This is a genomic window from Altericroceibacterium spongiae (genome assembly GCF_003610805.1).
In the GTDB taxonomy this organism is placed as follows: Bacteria; Pseudomonadota; Alphaproteobacteria; order Sphingomonadales; family Sphingomonadaceae; genus Altericroceibacterium; species Altericroceibacterium spongiae.
The window spans coordinates 451694-472263 of the sequence record NZ_RAPF01000003.1; the positions used below are offsets into that span (position 1 = coordinate 451694).

Annotated in this window: 21 protein-coding genes; 16 read left to right on the plus strand and 5 right to left on the minus strand. The window is 52.5% G+C overall.

The window, feature by feature from the left end:
• Window positions 1–218: 218 nt before the first annotated feature.
• The 3 genes from argC to D6851_RS08135 form a co-directional block, all read right to left on the minus strand.
• Window positions 219–1151, minus strand: a complete 933-nt coding sequence (argC, locus tag D6851_RS08125) for an N-acetyl-gamma-glutamyl-phosphate reductase (protein ID WP_120324371.1) — start codon at window positions 1149–1151, stop codon at window positions 219–221.
• Complete coding sequence (locus tag D6851_RS08130) at window positions 1151–1510, minus strand: hypothetical protein (RefSeq protein WP_120324372.1); 360 nt, start codon at window positions 1508–1510, stop codon at window positions 1151–1153. The genes argC and D6851_RS08130 overlap by 1 nt, the downstream gene beginning before the upstream one ends.
• A 92-nt stretch (window positions 1511–1602) precedes the next feature.
• On the minus strand, window positions 1603–2979 hold the full coding sequence (locus D6851_RS08135; protein ID WP_120324373.1) for a leucyl aminopeptidase family protein: 1377 nt from the start codon (window positions 2977–2979) through the stop codon (window positions 1603–1605).
• A 70-nt stretch (window positions 2980–3049) separates the two neighbouring features.
• On the opposite strand from D6851_RS08135, the gene D6851_RS08140 reads away from it, so the two are divergent.
• The 5 genes from D6851_RS08140 (at window position 3050) to D6851_RS08160 (ending at window position 7620) form a co-directional block, all read left to right on the plus strand.
• Window positions 3050–3886, plus strand: a complete 837-nt coding sequence (locus tag D6851_RS08140) for a DUF4163 domain-containing protein (RefSeq protein WP_120324374.1) — start codon at window positions 3050–3052, stop codon at window positions 3884–3886.
• A gap of 38 nt (window positions 3887–3924) precedes the next feature.
• Entirely contained in the window at window positions 3925–4752 is an 828-nt protein-coding gene (map, locus tag D6851_RS08145; protein ID WP_120324375.1) for a type I methionyl aminopeptidase, read from the plus strand.
• Between the two features lie 94 nt (window positions 4753–4846).
• Window positions 4847–5920 (plus strand): alpha/beta fold hydrolase, encoded by a 1074-nt coding sequence (locus D6851_RS08150; RefSeq protein WP_120324376.1) that lies wholly within the window; start codon window positions 4847–4849, stop codon window positions 5918–5920.
• A gap of 111 nt (window positions 5921–6031) precedes the next feature.
• Window positions 6032–6784 carry a phosphatidylserine decarboxylase gene (locus D6851_RS08155; RefSeq protein ID WP_120324455.1) on the plus strand — a complete coding sequence of 251 codons (753 nt, stop codon included), beginning with the start codon at window positions 6032–6034 and terminating at the stop codon, window positions 6782–6784.
• A gap of 23 nt (window positions 6785–6807) precedes the next feature.
• Entirely contained in the window at window positions 6808–7620 is an 813-nt protein-coding gene (locus D6851_RS08160) for a CDP-alcohol phosphatidyltransferase family protein (protein WP_120324456.1), read from the plus strand.
• Here D6851_RS08160 and D6851_RS17545 read toward each other — a convergent pair.
• Window positions 7577–7876, minus strand: a complete 300-nt coding sequence (locus D6851_RS17545) for a hypothetical protein (RefSeq protein ID WP_147395445.1) — start codon at window positions 7874–7876, stop codon at window positions 7577–7579. The genes D6851_RS08160 and D6851_RS17545 overlap by 44 nt on opposite strands.
• A 395-nt stretch (window positions 7877–8271) precedes the next feature.
• Between D6851_RS17545 and rpsB the strand changes: the two genes are divergently transcribed.
• From rpsB to D6851_RS08175, 3 genes are all read left to right on the plus strand, one after another.
• Window positions 8272–9045, plus strand: a complete 774-nt coding sequence (rpsB, locus tag D6851_RS08165; RefSeq protein WP_120324377.1) for a 30S ribosomal protein S2 — start codon at window positions 8272–8274, stop codon at window positions 9043–9045.
• 91 nt (window positions 9046–9136) lie between these two features.
• Window positions 9137–10063: a translation elongation factor Ts gene (tsf, locus tag D6851_RS08170; protein WP_120324378.1), complete on the plus strand. Its 927-nt coding sequence runs from the start codon at window positions 9137–9139 to the stop codon at window positions 10061–10063.
• A 169-nt stretch (window positions 10064–10232) separates the two neighbouring features.
• Window positions 10233–11312 (plus strand): glycoside hydrolase family 43 protein, encoded by a 1080-nt coding sequence (locus D6851_RS08175; protein ID WP_120324379.1) that lies wholly within the window; start codon window positions 10233–10235, stop codon window positions 11310–11312.
• A 73-nt stretch (window positions 11313–11385) separates the two neighbouring features.
• On the opposite strand, the gene D6851_RS08180 is transcribed toward D6851_RS08175, so the two are convergent.
• Window positions 11386–11793 carry a putative quinol monooxygenase gene (locus D6851_RS08180; RefSeq protein ID WP_238473992.1) on the minus strand — a complete coding sequence of 136 codons (408 nt, stop codon included), beginning with the start codon at window positions 11791–11793 and terminating at the stop codon, window positions 11386–11388.
• A gap of 86 nt (window positions 11794–11879) precedes the next feature.
• On the opposite strand from D6851_RS08180, the gene pyrH reads away from it, so the two are divergent.
• From pyrH to D6851_RS08220, 8 genes are all read left to right on the plus strand, one after another.
• On the plus strand, window positions 11880–12605 hold the full coding sequence (gene pyrH / locus D6851_RS08185) for a UMP kinase (RefSeq protein ID WP_120324381.1): 726 nt from the start codon (window positions 11880–11882) through the stop codon (window positions 12603–12605).
• Window positions 12605–13162 (plus strand): ribosome recycling factor, encoded by a 558-nt coding sequence (gene frr / locus D6851_RS08190; RefSeq protein WP_120324382.1) that lies wholly within the window; start codon window positions 12605–12607, stop codon window positions 13160–13162. The genes pyrH and frr overlap by 1 nt, the downstream gene beginning before the upstream one ends.
• 83 nt (window positions 13163–13245) lie before the next feature.
• The gene (uppS, locus tag D6851_RS08195; protein WP_120324457.1) at window positions 13246–13932 is read left to right on the plus strand and encodes a polyprenyl diphosphate synthase; all 687 of its coding nucleotides are present in this window, start codon (window positions 13246–13248) and stop codon (window positions 13930–13932) included.
• Between the two features lie 139 nt (window positions 13933–14071).
• The gene (locus D6851_RS08200) at window positions 14072–14692 is read left to right on the plus strand and encodes a phosphatidate cytidylyltransferase (protein WP_238473993.1); all 621 of its coding nucleotides are present in this window, start codon (window positions 14072–14074) and stop codon (window positions 14690–14692) included.
• Between the two features lie 2 nt (window positions 14693–14694).
• Window positions 14695–15846 (plus strand): 1-deoxy-D-xylulose-5-phosphate reductoisomerase, encoded by a 1152-nt coding sequence (locus tag D6851_RS08205; RefSeq protein ID WP_120324383.1) that lies wholly within the window; start codon window positions 14695–14697, stop codon window positions 15844–15846.
• Window positions 15818–16963: an RIP metalloprotease RseP gene (rseP, locus tag D6851_RS08210; protein ID WP_238473994.1), complete on the plus strand. Its 1146-nt coding sequence runs from the start codon at window positions 15818–15820 to the stop codon at window positions 16961–16963. Before D6851_RS08205 ends, rseP begins: the two co-directional genes overlap by 29 nt.
• A 193-nt stretch (window positions 16964–17156) precedes the next feature.
• Window positions 17157–19862 (plus strand): outer membrane protein assembly factor BamA, encoded by a 2706-nt coding sequence (gene bamA, locus D6851_RS08215; protein ID WP_120324384.1) that lies wholly within the window; start codon window positions 17157–17159, stop codon window positions 19860–19862.
• Window positions 19862–20536, plus strand: coding sequence for an OmpH family outer membrane protein (locus D6851_RS08220; protein ID WP_120324385.1), 675 nt, complete (start codon window positions 19862–19864; stop codon window positions 20534–20536). Before bamA ends, D6851_RS08220 begins: the two co-directional genes overlap by 1 nt.
• The last annotated feature ends 34 nt before the right edge of the window (window positions 20537–20570 follow it).

The following is a 20570-nucleotide window of genomic DNA, read 5'->3' on the forward strand; positions in this document are numbered from 1 at the left end:
GCGGTTTCCCGGTTCGACACATATCCTCGACCCAATCTTGCAGAAGAATTACTTCAAGAATCGTGCCAAGGCGCTCAAAAAGAGTCTAGACAATCATGCGCGAATGGGAAAGGGCTTATTCGTAAGGAATGCGAAGCAGAGCGCGGTTTTCCAACAAGAATCCTGCGCAGATTAGTGGGATTGGCTGCCTAAAATGCTGGCAGCTGCCTGCCGATATTTTAGGCAGTTAGTCTGAGGCCAACAGTCTCTTCAATGCCGGCCATGATGTTTAGAGATTGCACTGCAGCTCCACTGGCGCCCTTGCCGAGGTTGTCGAGCAAGGCAACGAGCCGAGCTTGACTGCCAGTTTCGTCAGAGAAAATATGCAACTCCAGCATATCGGAGGCTGCATGGGAATTGCGCATAAGCAATTCACCGTTTTCAGGCGTCGTTCCCATTTTGACTAGGGGACAATCAGCATAGAAAGCAGTCAGTGCTTGACGCATGGCTTCAGGCGTAGCCGCTGCCCTCATGGCTTCGAGCGGGAGGGGGACCTCGACCAACATCCCGCGGAACGCCGGAATGACAGAGGGCGCGAAAACCGGTGCATGTGTTAGCCCACCGTGACGCTGCATTTCTGGCAAATGCTTATGATTTTGGGTGAGGCCATAAGTGCGAAAAGCGATGTCACGATCCATTTCGAACCGTTCTATCATAGTCTTCCCACCGCCAGAATAACCGGAAACAGCGTTGACCGTGTATGGCCAGTCTTCCGGTAAGAGACCTTCGCGTACCAGAGGGGCTACAAGAGAAAGAAATCCGGTAGGATAACATCCCGGATTGGCAACCCGTTTAGCACTGGCAACAGCTTGCTGCCCCACAAGCTCAGGAAAGCCATACGTCCAGCCTCCGGCGACACGATGAGCTGTGGAGGCATCAATAACGCGTGTTTTATCATTCTCGATCATAGCCACCGCTTCTCGTGCTGCATCATCCGGCAAGCACAGAATGGTGAAATCTGATGTGTTCAATGCTTCCCGGCGAGCCTCAGGGTCCTTACGCTTTGTATCGTCGAGAATCACCAGCTCGAATTCACTGCGTCCTGATAGTCTGTCAGCAATTTCAAGACCTGTAGTGCCGGCAGCACCATCGATAAACACGGTCTGTGCCATCAGGAAAGTGGCTCCAAATGATCGAGATGAACATAGCCTACCGGCCCTTTGGGGCCAAGGCAGCCCCAGCCCCAGCCGGCAGAAATATCAAGAAGTTCGAAACTGTCACCCTCCATCAGAGTACAGATTTCGTCGGCAGTATTATCCGGTTCAGCCATCAGACGAGCTCCGCCAGGCATCACTATACGAGGTTGCGGTACAACGTAATGTGGCACAAAATGGCGGCCAGCCAATGCGATATGAGCGAGGTCTCCGCGCATGGGCACGCTTTGCGGATCGGGTTTCGTAACCGGGCCTGACAGCGCAAAAGGCCCTTGGGGAAACTGCGCGGAATGATTGTTGTTATCGCTGTAGCTCACCGTTTGGTCTCATGCCGAAATAGGGAAAGCGCGGCGCTTAGCGATGATGAAGGAGTTGAGCAAGTTTGCTCGCGCTTTTCCGTCATAAACCATCAACCGAACCGCGCCTGAAGCATACGCCATGCTGCGCGCAGGCCCAGTGCCTCGCCACCCTTGGGGCGGCCGGGCTTGGCCGTAGGGCGCCATGCGAATGTATCGAAATGCGCCCAGTCAATTCCTTCACCGACAAACTTGTCCAGGAAAAGTCCGGCGACCGTCGCTCCTGCAAAGGCGTTGCCATGGGCATTGTTCGTGTCGGCTGTATCGGACTGGAGCCATTCGCCATAGGCATCGTGCAAAGGGAGACGCCAAACGGGGTCGTCGCTTTCTTGTCCAGCCGATAGTAAAGCATCCGCAGTGCTGTCTTTTCGGGTAAATAAGGCGGGCAGATCTGGCCCGAGAGCAACGCGGGCAGCTCCTGTCAATGTTGCAAAATCTATGATGAGATCGGGCTTTTCTTCCGAGCAGCGGGTCAGTGCATCGCCCAGTATCAGACGGCCCTCTGCATCGGTATTGCCGATTTCAACCGACAAACCCTTACGGCTGCGCAAGATGTCGCCTGGACGAAAAGCATTGCCGGCGATGGCGTTTTCAACTGCAGGAATGCAGCAATGGAGGCGTACATTGAGACCGGCTCCCATAACTAGACCTGCCAGAGCGAGAGCATGGGCGCTGCCACCCATATCCTTCTTCATGAGCAGCATGCCGGAAGAGGGTTTGACATCGAGGCCACCGGAATCGAAGCAGACACCCTTGCCAACAATAGCCAAGTGCGGGGCGTCTTCATTACCCCATGTGATCTCTATCATACGTGGCGCATGGCTTCGAGCTGCGGCGCGTCCAACGGCGTAGACCATCGGAAATTCTTGCTGCAACGCGTCTCCACGCGTGACTTTCAGCATGGCGCCATGCATTTTGGCGAGAGCTTCGGCCTGTTCTTCCAGGGCAGAGGGGCCCATATCTTCTGCCGGCGTGTTGACAAGATCGCGTACCAAACAAACGGCCGAGGCCTCGGCAATAGCTGGCCCGATAGCCTTCACATCTTTCGTCAACAGAAGGCGCGGTCCTTCTTCATCTTTACTGTCTTTGTAACGGGTGAAGCGATATTGTGCTGTTTGCCAGCCATGTAGCGCAACGCCTGGTTCGCCGGAAGCAAGCCGATAGGTGCCCGCAGGTAAGTTTTCGGCGAGTTTTGCCATACACCAACTAGACAATTTTTCAGGATTAGCGACACCGCCCACCGCGAACCATTCATCACCATCAGGTACGATAGCAGTTTCATAGCTTTTGCCAGTGAATCTTTGTGCCGCCAGTGCAGCGCGTTGAGAGTTGTTTAACGTGAGGGTGAATTTCTCAATACTCTCTGTGTTGACGAGATGGATGGCAATTGCCTTCTGTCCGCGATCGGGTTGGATCAATTCTGCATTCATGGTCGTTATGTCTGTCTGCTGATTGCTATCGTATTGGTGCATTAAAGGACTGTGTAGGGAGGAATGACTGATGAAGCGACTTGTTTCGGTTTTTGCAATGGCGGCTTTGGTGGCTGCCTGTGCTGACGGAACCGAGAATAGCTCGGCAACGGCTTCGTCTGGAGAAAAGAGAAATAATAGTGCCAGTGCAACAAGCAAGGCCGAGGCAAACAATCTGAAACTTACCGATGCGAAGCCAAGGTCTATCGATGTCGAGACAGACCTTATGGAATTCAGCTATTCCTATCCCGCCTTAGTAGCCTCCATTCCCAAGCTCGCAAGCTTGATGGATAGCCGGCTGGATGACACTGGCAGTGCGTTGGAAAAGGACGCTCAGGCTGCCAAAGCCGAGGCAGAGAAGAACAATTATCCTTACCGTACCTATAGCACCCAGGTTGAATGGAAAGTGGTGAGAGATTTGCCGGACTGGCTGAGTCTTTCCGCCAACATCTATACCTATACTGGCGGGGCACATGGAATGCATGTCTTTGACAGTCTCGTCTGGGACAAGAAGGCGAACATTGCGCGCAACCCGCTGGATTTGTTTATTTCCGGCCCTTCATTGTCCAAAGTTACTGAAAAGGCTTTCTGCGATGCGCTGGATAAAGAACGTGAAAAGAAACGGGGCGAGCCGGTGAGGCGTGATCCGGACGCACTATTTTCTGAATGTATCGACCCGGTGGAAAATTCGACAATCATTTTGGGGTCGTCCGATGGTCAAAGCTTTGATCGCATCGGCTTTCTTGTCCCGCCTTACAATGCGGGCCCTTATGTAGAAGGGGAATATGAAGTCACGCTACCCGTTACTGCCGAAATCAAAACAATGGTGAAACCAGAATTCCGGAGCAGCTTTGTTCTGGGTAAATGACCCTCGCAATTGTCAGGTTTCGTCGCTACATGAAGTGAATGACCGAATATCAGCATGTCGATGGAACCGAGACCGTCCTGCGGGATGGAACGATTAAGCTTCATGGGCCGGAAGGCTTTGAAGGAATGCGCAAAGCTGGTCGTCTGGCCGCAGAAATCCTCGATGCCCTTGCCCCTATGGTGCAGCCGGGTGTGGCTACAGCCGAACTGGACCGAGTGGTGCGTGAAATGACGCTCGATGCTGGTGCGGTTCCTGCTACGCTTGGTTATCGTGGCTATACGCATAGCTGTTGTATTTCCATCAACCATGTAGTCTGTCACGGCATTCCTTCCAGCAAAGTTTTAAAAGAAGGGGACATTCTTAACATCGATGTCACCCCTCTGCTGGATGGCTGGCATGGTGATACAAGTCGTATGTATGTGGCAGGGGAGGCGTCTATCAAAGCAAGGCGTCTGATCGATGTGACATATGAATGTATGATGATTGGTGTGGATATGGCCAAACCGGGCATTCGTCTCGGGGATATTTCTGCTGCAATTCAAAAGCACGCTGAAAGCCATCGCTATGGTGTCGTGCGTGAGTTTTGCGGTCATGGATTAGGCCGTCTGTTCCATGATTCACCCGAGGTGGTGCATGCAGGGAAAGCTGGAACCGGGCCAGAACTCAAGTCTGGTATGTTCTTCACCATCGAGCCAATGATTAATCTCGGAAAACCCGCGGTAAAGTTGTTGAACGATGGGTGGACGGCGGTCACTCGCGATAAGTCGCTCACGGCCCAATTCGAACATTCGATTGGCATTACCGAAACAGGGCATGAGATTTTCACCGAAAGTCCTAAGGGTATGCACAAGCCGCCTTATGAATAGTTAAGGGGCTATTACGGTAGTAAAGCGAATTGTGCTTGAGTGCTAATTGAGTAGTTGGAAGTTTTTCTGAACCTTTCTGATTGGCCTGTTGTTAATGCATGAGAATATTGTTTCGAATGCTGTCGATGGGCTGTTTATGAAAATTATAAATCGAAAATTTTTGATGGTGATAACGGCAAGTATGCTTTTGTCGTTTCCTTCCATTGCACAGGCCCATGATAGCATCACCCCGTTAGGGGCAAATCTGGAAGGGTTCGACTATCCTTGGGTGGTCAGGCAAATGCCCGTCCAGATTGGCTCGCAGCAAGGCCAAATGTCCTACATGGCTCCGCAACCCGATCTATCGAACGGTGAAACTGTAGTGCTGTTGCATGGGAAGAACTTCTGTGGTGCTACGTGGGAGCATACAGCGAATAGGCTGTTACGCGATGGTTACCGGGTTCTCCTCCCCGATCAGGTGGGCTTCTGCAAAAGCTCCAAGCCGCAAGATGCCCAGTACACCTTTGCAATGTTGGCCAACTTTACGCGACAACTGATCGAGCAGAACAGCAATGGGCCGGTGACGCTGGTTGGTCATTCAACCGGTGGCATGCTGGCGATGCATATTACTTATATGTATCCAGAGCTGATTAGGCATCTGGTGCTCATCAACCCGCTTGGGCTGACCGACCGTATGGCTGAAGGTGTGCCGTATAAACCCCTATCAGAGCTGTATGCCGCGCAGAGAAAGGTGAATTATGATTCCATCCGCTCATACCAGCTGAACACTTATTATCACGGCCACTGGAAATCGCGTTATGATCGGTGGGTGAAAATGCTGGTAGGACAATATGCCGGTTCCGGCGGTGACAAAGTGGCGTTGGCACAAGCTAAGCTTAGCGAGATGATCTTGACGCAACCTATTTCACAGCATTTGGATCGGTTGACGATGCCAGTGACCTTGATGGTCGGGATGAAAGATACAACCACTTTCGGCAAAGGTCAGGCGCCAGCTGATGTACAAGAGCGTCTCAAACCGATTCCCGATCTTGTCGGGCAAGCGATTTCGCGAATGCCTGATGCAACATTGATTGCTTTTGAAGAATTGGGGCATTCTCCACAAGTGGAGGCACCCGAACGATTTGAAGCGGCTCTAACAGAAGCTTTGGTTTCTAGATCCGTCGAGTAAAATGGACCTCAGCGTTATAAACGCTTCGCAATCAGGCGTTTTTCAGCGCTTAACCCTGATAGGGTATGCTTTCGGCTTGTGACCGCGCGAGGGAAACTCTAGATGAGCGGAATGGCCGGAGATCTACTTGATAATAGGGGAAGAGGGGAGGCAGCTTGGAGCTGGCCTTCTATCCACCCTGAAGGACGCAAATTTGGACTGATCGCTATCGGTATCAGTCTGATCTTCCTTTTGCTGCTCGATTGGGAGATCGTCGGCTGGCCGTTATTGGTTCTGTCTGCGGGTGTGTTCGCTTTTTTTCGCGATCCAGAGAGGGTCGTTCCTCAAGGCGATGCCATGATCATCGCTCCTGCTGATGGATTGGTAACGCTGATCAGTCAGGTGCCGCCTCCGCTGGAATTGCAATCTCCTGATTCTAAAGGATTGCCGGGTTTGGGTACCGAACCAGTCACTCGTATTTCGATCTTCATGTCGGTTTTCGATGTGCACATCAACCGGGCTCCGGTTGGTGGTATCGTACGTCGGGTACATTATATTCCCGGTAAATTTATGAATGCCGATCTTGATAAGGCGAGCGAAGAAAATGAACGACAACATGTTTTGATCGAACGCTCGGATGGCGAATTGATTGGCTGTACGCAGATCGCTGGCCTTGTGGCCCGCCGAATTGTGCCGTTTGTTAAACCGGGCGATATTGTTGCAGTGGGACAACGTATCGGCTTGATTCGCTTTGGGAGTCGGGTGGACGTTTACCTTCCCAAAGGCACGGATTCGAAGATTTTACTGGGCCAAAAAGTCATTGCAGGAGAAACTGTGCTCGCGGAAATCGATCGGCAATGCCTGATTGAAGGTGTCAGCCAGTGAGCGTCGAACCCGAACAGGGGCCGCTGGGGCCAAGAGCAAGTGAGGATGAAATTTCGGTTGTGACTGATGGGAGACGCTTAGGAAGCGGGTTGTCCCTGCGCGCTGTTCTGCCCAATGCGATTACGGCCGCGGCTTTATGTTCGGGGCTTACCGGAATACGCTTCGCTATAATCGGTGATTGGGAGCGTTGCGTCTTTGCTATTATTCTTGCCGGCATGCTGGATGGTATCGATGGGCGCATCGCGCGCTTGTTAAAAGCCCAATCCCGTTTCGGTGCAGAATTGGATAGCCTTGCCGATTCACTGAGCTTTGGTATGGCGCCAGCATTGGTGCTTTTCTTGTGGTCTTTACAGGATCTGCCACGTTTTGGCTGGTTTGCTTCGCTTGCTTTTGCAATTTGTTGTGCGTTGCGTCTGGCACGTTTTAATGCGCAGATAGATATGGACGAACAACCGCATAAATCGGCTGGTTTCCTTACCGGTGTGCCAGCACCTATTGGGGCAGGACTGGCATTTTTACCCATGTACCTTTGGATCGCGAGTGGCGAACCAATTTTCCGCGAGCCAATCATCGTTGCTGTGTGGGTGGCTGTGATGGCTTTTTTGATGATCTCCAACCTGGCTACGTTAAGCTGGACTTCGATTCGTCCGCGGCGTTCTATTCGCCTGGAAGCAATTGCTGTGGCTGGGCTGGTCTTTGCCTCTTTGCTGACTGAGCCTTGGTGGACACTTGCTGTCTTATCGATCATTTATCTGCTGTTGATGCCTTATGGGGTATACAGCTATGCGAAAGTCAGGCGGCAGCGTAATGCCGCTTCTGCCAGCGAGATTTCCTGAAGTGTAGCCGTTTCCAGCGGCTTTTTCTCTCGGGCGTGCATGGGCGCAACGAATGGCCGTGGCTGCTGCGACATTCGGCAGGAAACTGTATGATACTTGTTTCTTTTAGATCGAGCTGTTTTGCAGCTTCGAGAAATGCCAGATCATGGCGGAGGAAGCGCGCGATTTCTATTGCTCGAGAGATGCTCTGAGTGATGATGATAATTGCCGCCATTCCGGAGGTAATGAAGAGCAGCCCAAGAAAAAATGCCGTCATTTGCCAAGTCTCCTGTAGCCCGCAAATCGGACTTGCTTCTTGATGTGGCCGGAGGAAAAATGAAGATGTTGAGGGAGTTCCGGTCCGAATGTTTCTTCGAGAACGAATGTTCCTTATTTGTTCTCGTCCGTCAAGCGCTATTTCCTCCGTTGTGGATCAGTGCCGGATAAGCTTGGGCTGGCGCTTACGCCCCCGGAGGTCTGAATAAAGGAATTTCATCTGGATTCTTCCGAGAGCTTTCGCTATGCGCGCAATGTCGCTTGATAGCCGATTCTGTGATCGGTTTGTCTAATGTGACAAATCCACATGGAAAGCACTTCACACCGGTGCTCCTGGCGGGATCTCCGCCTGGGTCCCAATGCTTTCCAGAGGCATAACCGGAAAGGAATTTATTTATGGCGGCACCTACCGTCACCATGCAGCAGCTCATTGAAGCTGGTGCTCATTTTGGCCACCAGACCCATCGCTGGAATCCGCGGATGAAGCCGTATATCTTCGGCGCGCGAAATGGTGTTCACATTATCGATCTGTCGCAGACGGTGCCACTTATGGCCCGGGCTCTCGATTTCGTGAATGCAACCGTTCGCGCTGGTGGTAAAGTTCTCTTCGTTGGTACCAAGCGCCAGGCTCAGGAGCCGATTGCTGAGGCTGCTCGTGCATCAGGACAGCACTTTGTGAATCACCGCTGGCTCGGTGGTATGTTGACCAACTGGAAAACCATTTCCCAGTCGATCAAGCGTCTTAAGACTATTGAGGAAAAGCTGGCCGGAGATACATCGGGCTTCACCAAGAAGGAAGTTCTTCAGATGACGCGCGAACGCGACAAGCTGGAACTTTCGCTTGGCGGTATTCGCGATATGGGCGGTATTCCGGACGTAATGTTCGTGATCGATGCCAACAAGGAAGAATTGGCTATTAAGGAAGCCAATGTGCTGGGTATTCCTGTTGTTGCCGTTCTGGATACCAACACCGACCCGACTGGCATTGCATTTCCGGTACCGGGTAACGACGACGCTAGCCGTGCTGTACGCCTTTATTGCGATGCTATTGCTCAGGCCGCCACTACAGGCGCCAGCGAAGGTGTCGCCGATTCGGGTGCTGACATCGGCGAAATGGAAACACCGCCGGAAGAAGCTGCTGTAGCTGAAACCGAAGCCGCTCAGGCGTAATCGCTTCGTCACCAACTGCTTTTAAGGCGCCGGGCGTTGCGAAAATCGAACGGCCCGGCGCCGTTACATCTATTCAAGAGGTATCAAACCGATGGCTGCTTATACTGCCGCTGACGTGAAGAACCTGCGCGAAAAAACCGGCGCGGGCATGATGGATTGCAAGAAGGCTCTCGATGAGTCCAATGGTGACGTTGAGGCCGCAGTCGATGCTTTGCGTGCCAAAGGCCTTGCTGCCGCTCAGAAAAAGTCTAGCCGTACGGCTGCTGAAGGCCTGGTGGGTGTCGCTGTGTCCGGCACCAAGGGTGTGGCCGTGGAAGTTAATTCCGAAACGGACTTCGTTGCCAAGAACGATCAGTTCCAGAGCTTTGTCAAGAATGTTACCGAAAAGGCGCTCGATGTCGCTGGTGACGATGTGGAGGCCCTGAAGGCTGCTGATTACCCCAAGGGCGGTACTGTTGCTGATGCGCTGACCAACAATGTGGCCACGATCGGTGAGAACCAGCAGATTCGCCGCATGAAGACGGTTGAGGTGTCCAAGGGTGTCATCGTCCCGTATATGCATAATGCGGTAACACCCGAGTTGGGCAAGATCGGTGTGCTCGTGGCTCTTGAAAGTGAAGCTCCGGCGGATGTTCTCGAACCGCTTGGCAAACAGCTTGCGATGCATATCGCTGCCGCTTTCCCGCAGGCGCTGAACGTTGAAGGGCTTGATCCTGCTCTGATCGAACGTGAGCGGGCTATTGCTTCTGAAAAGGCTGCCGAAAGCGGCAAACCTGAAAATGTGCAGGAAAAGATGGTCGAAGGCGCGGTGAACAAGTTCGCCAAGGAAAACGCCCTGCTGAGCCAGATATTCGTAATGGATAACAAAACACCCGTAGCACAGGTTGTTGAAAAGGCCGGCAAAGACGCAGGTGTGCCGATTGTGCTTAAGGATTATATCCGCTTCCAGCTCGGTGAAGGTATTGAGAAGGAAGAAAGCGATTTTGCGGCTGAAGTGGCCGCCGCAGTCAAAGGCTGAACGCATCATTTTATATATAGGCCGGAATTTTTTCCGGTTTCAAAAACCGTCGTTCCTCATATGAGGAGCGGCGGTTTTTTGTGCCCAATCGATCCTTTTGATTGTCGGAGTTGCCTTGTATTGTCTGAGTTATTATCAGGCTAATCTCAATCGTGAGAGGAAAGGCTGCATGAAAGACAATATTACAATTGAGCGCCGTAGATTTCTGGCGGCTAGCCTTGGCGTTCCTGTAGCGACCTCGCTGCCGCTGGCCGCTTGCAACAAAACCGATCCTGCAGCTGATACTAAAGCGGCTGAAGATGGTATTATTAATCCGCTGATTTTACAGCGCGCCGATCCATGGGTTTATCGGAAAGAGGGGGCGTATTATTTCACGGCATCTGTTCCTGAATATGACCGGATCATTCTACGGCAAGCGAACACCGTTGCCGGGCTGGGGGAAGCGAAGGAGCGTGTTCTTTGGCGGGCCCCAAAAAGCGGCCGGATGTCTGGAAATGTCTGGGCGCCGGAAATTCATTTTTTCGGTGGTAAATGGAATATTTATTTCGCTGCAGGCGAAGGTGATGGGGAAGACCCCTTCCGCATTCGTACTTATGTACTTCAGGCTGATGGCGATGATCCGATGGTCGCGGAATGGTCCATCCTTGGTGAACTGAACGCGCCATGGGACAGCTTCAATCTCGACGCAACGAGTTTCGAGCATAAGGGAACGCGCTATCTGTGCTGGGCGCAGCGCGAACCTGGCATCGATACTAATAGTAATCTTTACCTTGCCCCACTTGATACACCATTGACTTTCGCTGCTGAACCAGTGCGTCTGTCAATGCCGACACTGCCGTGGGAAATTCAGGGCTATAAGGTCAATGAAGGTGCGGCCTATCTAAACCGCAATGGGAAAGTTTTCCTCACCTACTCAGCCAGCGCAACCGATGCCCGATATTGCATGGGTATGCTGACAGCAGATGAAGACGCAGATCTGATGAATCCGGAAAGCTGGAGGAAGTCGCAGGAGCCTGTGTTCCAGACATCAGTAGACAATAAAGTTTATGGCCCGGGGCATAACAGCTTTACGGTAGATCAGCAGGGGCGCGATCTGCTCGTCTATCATGCACGTAACTACAAGGATATTGAAGGCGACCCGCTATTCGATCCCAACCGCCACACGCGGGTGCAACTGATTAAATATCGTGAAGATGGAACGCCGGATTTTGGCGAGCCGGTAAAAATTGGCCCGATGCCGAAAATTTGATTGCTGCCTGCGGAACTCAGAAAAGGGCCATTATACTTCATTTGAAGTGGTGGCTCTTTTCATGATGGATATTTTAGGTCTGGCGTGGTTCGTTAACCTCATAGACTTGCAAATTTCGATCTCCAATGCCTAGCTGAGGCCAAGTTTTACGCCATTCTGAAATGTGTTTACTGGCAAAATGCAAATCAAGTGCAGTTTGATCTCGCCATAATTCTCTTATGTGGATCAGGCCAGTGTCTAGCACATCCTGGCCATAGCTGTAGCTAAGACAACCATCTTCGTTACGGCTCGCTTCGATCATGGATCGCATAGCGGGTAACGCCCTGTCGAAATTCTCTGCAGGCAATCGAACTGTACCAACAATCAGTAGCATTCCCAAGGTTATAAGCCCTGCCGTGGTACGGGAAAAGAGAGATATTCGGTCTGGATAGAGGTTTGTTTTCCAGGTTCGCTGTGGCGCATTTAAAATAACGATTTGCACCGCATTTGCGTTCCCTTTCCCTTTGCGTGAGCTGACAGAGGCGCTAAGGACGCGGGCAGCCACCTTATAGCCGGAGCAAGGTCCTTATGCCGCAAACTCGCTTTAAGCGCATCCTTCTTAAATTGTCGGGTGAAGTTCTCATGGGCGAGCAGCAGTTCGGGATTGATCCGGCCTATGTTTCCCGACTCGCTGAGGAAGTGAAGGCGGCAAAAGATACCGGTTTCGAAGTCTGTCTCGTAATAGGTGGCGGCAATATTTTCCGAGGTATTTCGGGGGCGGCTAAAGGGCTTGATCGTACCACTGGCGATTACATGGGGATGCTTGCCACTGTGATGAACGCACTGGCAATGCAGAACGCGCTCGAAAAACTGGGTGTGCAGACACGCGTGCAATCGGCCATTCCGATGGCTTCGGTTTGCGAGCCTTATATTCGCCGCCGTGCAGAACGCCATCTGGAGAAGGGGCGTATCGTGATTTTTGCAGCAGGCACTGGCAATCCGTTCTTCACTACAGATACCGGTGCCGCCTTGCGCGCCGCTGAAATGGGATGTGATGGCCTGTTCAAGGGGACTAGTGTGGATGGTGTCTATGACTGCGATCCAAAGAAGTTTCCTGATGCGACTCGTTTTGAGACAATTACTTATTCAAAAGTACTATCTGACAATTTGAAGGTCATGGACGCAGCTGCTGTCGCATTGTGTCGTGAGAATAATATTCCAATCGTGGTTTTCTCGATTCGGGAAAAAGGTAATCTCGCGCGTGTGCTGGCTGGCGAAGGTGTGCAGACCGTTGTGCAAGAGGAAGCCGAATAATGGCGAAATATGACAAGGCCGATATCGAGCGCCGTATGACTGGCGCGGTGGATAGCCTCAAACATGATCTGACCGGTTTGCGTACCGGCCGTGCGAATACCGCATTACTCGATCCGGTGCAGGTCGAAGTGTATGGTTCGATGATGCCGATTTCACAAGTTGCGACCGTTTCTGCGCCAGAACCACGCATGCTTTCGGTGCAAGTGTGGGACAGAGCGAATGTGAATGCCGTCGAAAAAGGAATCGCCAAGTCGAATCTTGGCCTCAATCCTATGACGGACGGCCAAACCATCCGTTTGCCGCTTCCCGATCTGACCGAAGAGCGTCGCAAGGAACTGGCTAAACTGGCCGGCCAATATGCTGAAAAAGCACGTATTGCGATTCGCAATGTTCGCCGCGATGCCATGGAAGCTCTGAAGACCGACGAAAAGAAGAAGGAAATCAGCGAAGATGATCGGAAGCGGTCTGAGGAAGAGGTTCAGAAGCTGACCGACAAATATGTCGCCGAAGCCGATTCCGCTGCGGAAGCCAAGGAAAAGGAAATTTTGACGCAGTGAGTGATGAAGCACCCCCGTTTATGGATGAACTTGCCGAGGACGCTGATCGTGTCGGCAAGGCAGGACGGGGTGTGGATTTTACGATGGATCAAACTGTAAATCACGGTGCCCGGCATGTGGCCATTATCATGGATGGTAATGGCAGATGGGCAAAGAAACGCCATTTGCCCCGATTGATGGGGCATCAGCGCGGTGTCGAGGCCGTTCGAAAGCTGGTGCGCTCATTGCCGTCCAGCGGACTTGAATGTTTGACGCTATACGCCTTTTCGAGTGAAAACTGGAAACGGCCTGAAGAAGAAGTGTCGGATCTGATGAAACTGATGCGGCGCTTCATCAAAAGCGATCTTCCAGAATTCATTGCCAATAATGTCCGCCTGAAAATAATCGGCGATTATAAAGCTCTGGATGCGGATATTGTGGAAATGCTCGAAGATGCTTTGGAGCGGACAGCTGACGGTAAACGTACTGTTGCGGTGGCGCTGAACTATGGTTCACAGCAGGAAATCGCCCGCGCTGCTGCGAAGGCTGCACAAGAAGGTGCTGTAACGGTCGAAACCATTTCTGCCCATCTCGACACCGCAGATTTGCCGCCTCTCGATCTGGTGATTCGGACATCGGGTGAAGTGCGTTTGTCCAATTTTCTGCTCTGGCAGGTGGCTTACGCAGAAATGTGGTTTACACCTGTGTTATGGCCCGATTTTACGCCGGCTCACCTTGATGATGCTTTGAGCAGCTTTGCGGAACGGGAGCGACGTTTTGGCGGGCGCTGAAATTGAATCGGAAGCGATTAGGCAGCGTAAGCGGGACCGTTTGAAGCGATACATGTCGGTCCCCTTGGGGGTGCGGACATCCGATCTTCCGAAACGCGTGGCTTCGGCCATTGTGATGTTGGCTATAGCGGCTGGTGCCGTGGCTGCCGGCGGGTGGTGGCTCAAAGGCTTTATCGGCATTGTTGCTGTGATCGGCTTTGGTGAGTTCGTAAGGCTTATCATCAAGGCGACGGATAATATTCCTTACCGGTTGGCAGCGATCCTAGCCGCTACTTTTTATATCGGTATCGCCGCAATCCTTTTGATGAATATGGCACCCTTCATCCAGATCGTTACGGTGGTGACCGTCATTCTGACGGATACAGGAGCCTACTTTACCGGCCGCGCATTAGGAGGCCCTAAGATTGCACCGCGTATTAGCCCTTCGAAAACCTGGTCCGGACTGTTCGGAGGGATGATCGCTGCCGGTATTTGGCTGATGATCGTGGTTGGCTTTATCGGCCTTGCTTTAAGGGGGCTCGCTTCATCCACCGACACAACTCCGGAAGGCAAGACTCTACTGTTCGCCCTGGCTATTGGCGCGATGCTGGCGATTGCGGCACAAGCAGGCGATTTCCTTGAAAGCTGGCTTAAGCGCAAGGCTGGAGTGAAGGACAGCTCTAATCTTATTCCCGGCCATGGCGGGGTGTTGGACAGGGTGGATGGTTTGTTGCCAGTTGCAATCATTGTTGGCCTGCTGACCGGATGGGCCGGCGTATGACGATGCGATCTATCTCGATACTCGGAGCTACCGGATCAGTCGGCACGTCCACGCTCGATTTAATCCGGCGTGAGCCGAAAAGGTGGCGTGTAGTAGCGCTGACCGCCAATAGTCGTACCGATGAGCTGGCTGCATTAGCGCGTGAGTTTCGTGCTGAAATTGCTGTAGTGGCTGATGAAAGCAAACTGGCTGATTTGCGGCAGGCACTTGGAAATAGTGGTGTGAAGGCAGCGGCGGGCTCTGACGCTCTTTGCGAAGCAGCGTCGCGAAACGTCGATCTTGCCGTAGCAGCGATTGTAGGGTGTGCCGGGCTCAGGCCGACAATGGCGGCGATCGAGCAGGGAGGCACGATTGCTCTGGCAAATAAGGAAGCACTGGTCTCCGCAGGTTATGTGATGACCGAAGCCGTGCAGCGTCATGGGGCAACCCTTCTGCCTGTCGATTCGGAGCATAATGCGATTTTCCAATGCTTGCAGGGCAATGCTATGAGCGATGTGCGCTGGATCACTCTGACAGCTAGTGGCGGACCGTTCCGTACATGGAGTGCAGAGCAGATCGGAGCAGCGACACCCGCACAGGCGGTGGCGCATCCAAACTGGGATATGGGTGCTAAAATAAGTGTCGATAGCGCGACGATGATGAATAAGGGGCTCGAATTCATCGAAGCTCACCATCTCTTCCCGGTCGGTCTGGATCGGTTGCGAATTATTGTCCATCCGCAATCCATAGTGCATTCCATGGTCGAATATCGCGACGGGTCAACGTTGGCTCAACTGGGCCCTTCCGACATGCGCGTGCCGATTGCTTCAGCACTGGCGTGGCCGCGCCGCATGGAAACACCCTGTAATCCGCTGGATCTGGCAGGTATTGGCGAATTATCTTTTTTTGGACCCGATGAAAATCGGTTTCCGGCGACCCGTCTGGCGCGTGAGGCTGCACATACCGGTGGAGCTGCACCGGCAATTCTCAATGCAGCCAACGAAGTTGCCGTGGCAGCTTTCCTCGCCGGTCAGATAGAGTTCACCCGTATTGCTGCACTGGTAGAAGAGGTCCTCAATCGAAATGCATCGGCAGCGCCGATGTCACTGGAAGAGGTTCTGGCAGTAGATGCCGAAACGCGGGCTTATGCGGCCCGAATGCTGGAGCATGCCTGACTTGTTTGATTCCCCCCCTTTCTGGATGTGGATTGTCGGGTTCCTGCTGGTTCTCGGTCCATTGGTGACGTTGCATGAACTGGGCCATTATCTTGTTGGTCGGTTCTTTGGAGTGAAGGCGGACGCTTTTTCCATCGGATTTGGTAAGGAAATAGCTGGCTTTACCGATAAGCGCGGTACACGCTGGAAGCTCTCGGCGTTGCCATTGGGCGGCTATGTTCAATTTGCAGGTGATATGAACCCGGCAAGCGAACCCAGCCCGGAATGGCTGGCTTTGCCTGAGGAAGAACGGCAAAAAACCTTTCCGGCGCAACCTCTATGGCAAAAAGCTCTCATTGTCGCGGCCGGGCCGTTCACCAATTTTCTGATCGCGATCGCGATTCTTGCAACATTTAATCTGGTTTACGGCAAGCTGGAAATTCCTCCCGTCATTGCAGCTGTAAGTGAAAATAGCGCTGCGGCTGAAGCGGGCTTGCGCGAGGGGGACCGGATTGTATCTGCCGATGGTGCACCTATCGAGAATTTTGAAGCTCTGCGCAATCTGGTTGTCCCGAATCCGGGATCGAACCTCTCTCTTGAAGTTGAACGCGACGGCGAAACACTCAATTTTGATTTCACAATTCCAATGATTGTCGAACGAGACCGGTTCGGGAATGAATTTCGCATCGGGCGTTTGGGGGTGGCTTCGCCATCAGGGGAGGTCGTTCCTGTGGGGCCGCTTGAATCGGTAGGCCTCGCGACTGTCCAGACAGCGGGCATCATGAAAATGATGGTCAATGGTGTATGGCAGATCATCTCCGGTCGCCGTCCGGTGAGCGAGCTTGGCGGGCCGATCAAGATCGCCAAATATTCAGGGGAACAGTTGAGCCTTGGATGGCATCAGTTCGTGTCATTTGTGGCTCTTATCTCGATTAACTTGGCATTCATTAACATCCTGCCAATCCCAGTGCTCGACGGCGGGCATCTGGCTTTCTACGCGGCTGAGGCGGTTCGTCGTAAGCCAGTGGGGCAGCGTGGTCAGGAATGGGCGTTCCGCACCGGCATGGCATTTGTGCTCGCACTGATGCTGTTCGTCACGATCAACGATATCATCTCACTGCCGATTTTCGGCAGTTAGCTTTGGGAATAAGGACGGACCGCGCTGAACAATCCCTTGAATTGCATCATGGTTGCTTGATTGGCCTGTCAGCTTCAGGCACATGGCGACAGCTTGTCTTGCGAAGGAAATGTCCTGCGGCAGGGAAGTGAGAAGGGAAACAGTGTTGGCACGTTGCGCAACGAGACACGCAGTGTCAGAGATTGGACGGAATATGAGCCGTAAGGCGACGACAACCATTGCAGCCTCGCAATTCGCGGCAGCCCTGATGGGCTGCACAATGCTGGCCGGTGTTCCGGCCGCAGCTTATGCTCAGGACGAAGCGGCAGAGGGGAATCCTGCCGCACCGGAGGGAGCTTCCTCTCAGGACACGCCGGACCAGACTTCGTCCGAACAGGCCGGGCAGACGATCCGCTCGCTCACTGTGGTAGGAGCAGAGCGTCTCGAACCGGATACGGTACTAAGCTACATCCAGCTTCGTGTTGGGGGAGCCTATACAGCTGCAGCGGCCGACCAGGCGCTCAAGGACCTCTCCGCGACAGAGCTATTCTCCGATTTCTCGATTCGTAACGATAATGGCAATGTTGTGATCGAGGTGAAGGAAAACCCGATCATCAATCGGATCGTGCTGGAAGGGAATAAAAAGCTGAAGGATGACAAAATCCTTCCTGAAATCCATCTTGCTGCACGCCAGATATTTACGCGTTCAAAAGTCCGGGCCGATGTCGCCCGTATTATCGAGCTGTACAAGCGGCAGGGACGTTTCGCCGCAACGGTTGAGCCGAAAATGGTTATGCTCGACCAGAATCGTGTCGATATTATTTTTGAGATTACGGAAGGTCCGAAATCCAAAGTTCGTCAGATCAACATTATCGGAAATGATGCTTTTTCCGATGGGGATCTCAAAGGTGAGATGTACACCAAGGAAACTGGTTTCCTGAAAATATTTAGCTCTAATACGAGCTATGATCCCGACCGTATGGCGGCCGACCAGCAACAGTTGCGCCAGTTTTATCTGACTCAGGGTTATGCTGATTTCCGGGTTGTATCGGCTGTGGCGGAACTGACGCCGGATAAGAAGGACTTCATCATCACTTATGTGGTGGAGGAAGGCAAACGGTACAAATTCGGTGATGTGAAGGTCGAAAGCCAGTTGCGCGATTTCGACAGTGATCGCCTGACCTCCAGTTTGCCGATGCATAAGGGGGACTGGTATAACGCGAAAACAGTTGAAGATACGGTTGAAAGTCTGACCGAATCCGCTGGCGCTTATGGTTATGCTTTTGCGAATGTGCAGCCGCAATTTTCGCGTAATCGTGACGATCTCACTATGGATGTCACCTTTACGATTGCCGAAGCACCGCGCGTTTATATCCAGCGCATCGATGTGAATGGCAACACGCTTACGCAGGATAAAGTGGTTCGGCGCGAATTTCGTGTGGCGGAAGGCGATGCCTTTAATTCGCTGGCCGTCAAACGCTCCACGGCGCGCATTAATTCCCTGGGCTATTTCCAGGAGAATTTTGAAATCAATCAGGTGCAGGGTGATGATCCAGGCAGTATCGTGCTGGAAGCCAATGTGCAGGAGCAGCCTACCGGTGAACTAACGCTTTCGGCTGGTTTCTCCAGTCTTGAGAGTTTTATTCTCTCGGGGTCTATCCGTCAGCGGAACTTTCGAGGCCGAGGGCAAACAGTGGGCCTTAGTGCCAACTTCTCGAGCTATTCACGGAGCGCTTCAGTAAGTTTCACTGAGCCATATTTGTTTGATAAAAATATTTCTACGGGGATCGATATCTATCGCCGGGAATATGATAATGACTATTACAATAATGATAATGAGACATATTCCAGCGCGACAACCGGTTTTCAGGCTCGAGTTGGTGTCCCATTAACCGAATATCTTTCGGTACTTGGGCGTTACACGCTCAATTTTGATGATATTTCTCTCGATGAGAATACATTTTACACGGTCAATGGTGATGGGGATTTCACCTGTGATCCTATTCTGGCCGGCAGGTATTTGTGTGAAGCAGTAGGCAAACGCACGACATCTATGGTCGGTGCTTCGCTGATTTACAGCAATCTCGATAGCCGTGTTCGCCCGACACGCGGTGAGCGAGCGACGTTGAGTGCAGATTTCGCAGGGCTGGGTGGAGATGTCCGCTACGCCCGTATTCGCGGTGACGCTGCGAAATACTGGAATGTTGGCAGTGGCTTTATCTTCTCCGTCACTGGTGAGGGCGGGTATATTAAAGGCCTGAAAGATCGTGGTGAAGGCGAGAATGATGTTCTGCTAACTGACCGCTTTTTCCTTGGTGAACCTCAGATACGTGGCTTCGATATTCGCGGTATTGGCCCACGCGTTCTGCGCGTACCGTATTTGACGGATGAGGACGGCAATCAGTATCTCGCAGACTATGATGCAAATTCGGTAACCGATGATGCTCTGGGTGGTAACGCCTATTATATGGCGCGGGCTGAGCTGGAAATTCCACTCGGTTCCGGTGCGCGGGAAATGGGGCTGCGGCCGTCGATCTTTGTCGATGCAGGTTCTGTTTTTAGTCTGAAAGCTCCCAGGCCGCTGGTTGATCAGCCGGGCGGGTATTTCATCCCTACGCGCAATTCGGATGGTGCGGCTTTGTGTCAGCAAACGTCCGGCGATGAAAGCAGCGTTGTTACCTGCCCCAGTGTTCCTGACGGCGGTCAATTGCCCGATGGTGTGACGGCATTGGGACGAAATATAAGCCCGTTCAAGGAAGTGTTTGTCGGCAATACGGCCAAGCCGCGTGTTGCTGTTGGCTTCGGTGTGGACTGGAATTCACCCTTTGGGCCCTTCCGCATCAACGTTTCTTATCCACTTCTGAAATATGAAGGTGATGATACCAAAACCTTCTCCTTTAATGTGGGGACACAATTCTGATGAAGCATATTTTTAAACCTGCTTTTGCTGCGGGAATCGCCATCGCATCGCTTACTGCACCTATGGCTGTCGCTCCGGCGTCGGCGCAGGCTGCCCAGAGCATAGGTGTGGTCAATCCCGATGCTGTGGTGACGAACTCCGCTGCTTATCAGGCAGCCCAGCAGCAGCGTCAGACGACCTATCAGGCACAGATTCAACAGGCACAACAACGCCGAGATCAGATTCAGGCTGAGCTGGATCCACTGATCCAGAAACTTCAGGCTGACAGTCAGGCTGCTAACGCCAATCAACAGGCGTTGCAGCAGCAGGCTGCAACGATTCAGCAGAAGGAACAGGCCGGTCAGCGCGAATTGCAGCAAATTTTGGCACCTTACAGCCTTTCGCAGGCTTATGTTGAAGAACAGATCAACGATAAGCTTATGGAAGCGGTTCAAAATGCGGCCAAGAAGCGCAATGTGACTCTGGTTCTTGATGCCACTTCAGGTGCAGTCGCTTATGCTGAAGCCTCTTATAACATCACGCAGGATGCAGTGAATGAACTCAATGCGCTGCTTCCCAGCGTGCAGGTCGTTCCGCCTGAAGGCTGGTTGCCGCGCCGTATGCGTCAGCAGCAGGCACAACAGCAACAGGCTCAGCAGCAGCAAACCCAACCGGCAGCTGCGCCTGGCCGTTAAGGCTGGGTTCGGTTCCTGTTAGAAAATGAATGGA

Excerpts from the sequence above, each read along its gene's own strand:
- argC (WP_120324371.1), bottom strand. The coding sequence starts at position 1,151 with ATGGCACAGACCGTGTTTATCGATGGTGCTGCCGGCACTACAGGTCTT.
- D6851_RS08135 (WP_120324373.1), bottom strand. The coding sequence starts at position 2,979 with ATGAATGCAGAATTGATCCAACCCGATCGCGGACAGAAGGCAATTGCC.
- D6851_RS08140 (WP_120324374.1), top strand. The coding sequence starts at position 3,050 with ATGAAGCGACTTGTTTCGGTTTTTGCAATGGCGGCTTTGGTGGCTGCC.
- map (WP_120324375.1), top strand. The coding sequence starts at position 3,925 with ATGACCGAATATCAGCATGTCGATGGAACCGAGACCGTCCTGCGGGAT.
- D6851_RS08150 (WP_120324376.1), top strand. The coding sequence starts at position 4,847 with ATGCATGAGAATATTGTTTCGAATGCTGTCGATGGGCTGTTTATGAAA.
- D6851_RS08155 (WP_120324455.1), top strand. The coding sequence starts at position 6,032 with ATGGCCGGAGATCTACTTGATAATAGGGGAAGAGGGGAGGCAGCTTGG.
- D6851_RS17545 (WP_147395445.1), bottom strand. The coding sequence starts at position 7,876 with ATGACGGCATTTTTTCTTGGGCTGCTCTTCATTACCTCCGGAATGGCG.
- rpsB (WP_120324377.1), top strand. The coding sequence starts at position 8,272 with ATGGCGGCACCTACCGTCACCATGCAGCAGCTCATTGAAGCTGGTGCT.
- tsf (WP_120324378.1), top strand. The coding sequence starts at position 9,137 with ATGGCTGCTTATACTGCCGCTGACGTGAAGAACCTGCGCGAAAAAACC.
- D6851_RS08175 (WP_120324379.1), top strand. The coding sequence starts at position 10,233 with ATGAAAGACAATATTACAATTGAGCGCCGTAGATTTCTGGCGGCTAGC.
- pyrH (WP_120324381.1), top strand. The coding sequence starts at position 11,880 with ATGCCGCAAACTCGCTTTAAGCGCATCCTTCTTAAATTGTCGGGTGAA.
- frr (WP_120324382.1), top strand. The coding sequence starts at position 12,605 with ATGGCGAAATATGACAAGGCCGATATCGAGCGCCGTATGACTGGCGCG.
- uppS (WP_120324457.1), top strand. The coding sequence starts at position 13,246 with ATGGATCAAACTGTAAATCACGGTGCCCGGCATGTGGCCATTATCATG.
- D6851_RS08205 (WP_120324383.1), top strand. The coding sequence starts at position 14,695 with ATGCGATCTATCTCGATACTCGGAGCTACCGGATCAGTCGGCACGTCC.
- rseP (WP_238473994.1), top strand. The coding sequence starts at position 15,818 with ATGCGGCCCGAATGCTGGAGCATGCCTGACTTGTTTGATTCCCCCCCT.
- bamA (WP_120324384.1), top strand. The coding sequence starts at position 17,157 with ATGAGCCGTAAGGCGACGACAACCATTGCAGCCTCGCAATTCGCGGCA.
- D6851_RS08220 (WP_120324385.1), top strand. The coding sequence starts at position 19,862 with ATGAAGCATATTTTTAAACCTGCTTTTGCTGCGGGAATCGCCATCGCA.